Origin of the sequence: Bacillus sp. AFS001701 (genome assembly GCF_002559405.1) — a bacterium.
Taxonomy (GTDB): domain Bacteria; phylum Bacillota; class Bacilli; order Bacillales; family Bacillaceae_G; genus Gottfriedia.
Window position 1 is genome coordinate 1 of the sequence record NZ_NTZO01000295.1, and the last position, 1,287, is coordinate 1,287.

A 1,287-nucleotide genomic window follows, 5' to 3' on the forward strand; every position below is an offset into this window, starting at 1 on the left:
ACTTTTCTACTATTTCCTTAGTACCAAGATTGGAGCAAATGAATACTCTATAGGACAAGCACTTTAAGGAGAGGATTAGTCTATAGTGTCTAATACAATTAAATATTTTCAATATGCCCAAGAAGTTTCAAAAAAGATTGGCTGGTTACCCGAAGTAATTTATACTCAATGGCAAGTAGAAACAGCACATTTTACGTCTGAAAATTTTAAGAAAAATAACAATATCGCAGGTCAAACGTGGTATCCAGGTTTACCAATTAGTAGTAGAGGAACAGCAAGACCTAAAAATGAAGGTGGTTATTATATAAAATATAATGATCCAGTTCAGGGCTATGTTGATTTTATTTTAAATAATCCAAGATACAGTAAAGTTAGAACATACAAAACTGCTGATGAGCAATTTAAAGCGATTGCTGATGCAGGATGGGCAGTAGCTCCTAATTATGCAGATGTGCTCATCTCGGTTAATAATGCAAATATAAAAAATGGATTATATAAAAGGATTATTCAAATTGAGTTACACCCTTATAAAGGAATCCTAAAAAAAGGATCAAGGGGAATACAAGTAAAGAAAATTCAAGAAATAGTAGGCGTTAAAGTGGATGGGATTTTCGGGATTTTAACTGAAAAAGCAGTGAAAGAATTTCAAAGAAAAAATGATTTAGTAGTTGATGGAATTGTTGGGATAAAAACATGGGGCAAACTTTTCAATCCAACAAATCTATAAGGTATTTAATCATTTATTAAATGACCTGTATGATTATAAATACAGGTTTTTAATTTTAACCTACTACATAAGAGGGTTTGAAAGAATTTTATAGAAAAGTTAACAATAACCATTTAAGAAAAGGAGAACGAAAGTGGAAATTAGAAATGCGGTAATGAATGATTGTGAATCAATCGTAATTCTGGATTCTCAAATTATTGAAAGTCGAATTAGAGAAAATCAAATTAAACGATCAATTGAAGAAAATCGATGCATTATTTGTGAAATGAATAAGAGGATAGTAGGTTATATGATTTATCATAAATTTTTCTTTAGCCATTTATTTATTGATTTAATAATTGTTTCACCAAATACGAGGAGGCTTGGTATCGCGAAAAATCTCATGAAATATGTTGAAGGTTTTTCAGAAAAGAAATTATTTTCCTCTACTAACAAATCAAATATCCAAATGCAAAAAGTATTTCAATCTCTAGGATATATTGAAAGTGGATTTATCGATAATTTGGATGAAGGAGATCCTGAAATTATTTATGTTAAATTAATAGATTAAACGATATTTT

At 29.4% G+C, this 1,287-nt stretch carries 2 protein-coding genes; both read left to right on the top strand.

Going from position 1 to position 1,287, the window contains the following annotated elements; all coding sequences use genetic code 11:
- The first annotated feature begins 85 nt into the window (after nucleotides 1-85).
- Nucleotides 86-727 carry a glucosaminidase domain-containing protein gene (locus CN514_RS26620; protein WP_098233847.1) on the top strand — a complete coding sequence of 214 codons (642 nt, stop codon included), beginning with the start codon at nucleotides 86-88 and terminating at the stop codon, nucleotides 725-727.
- Nucleotides 728-860: 133 nt separating this feature from the next.
- Nucleotides 861-1,277 (top strand): GNAT family N-acetyltransferase, encoded by a 417-nt coding sequence (locus CN514_RS18390; protein WP_286141748.1) that lies wholly within the window; start codon nucleotides 861-863, stop codon nucleotides 1,275-1,277.
- The last annotated feature ends 10 nt before the right edge of the window (nucleotides 1,278-1,287 follow it).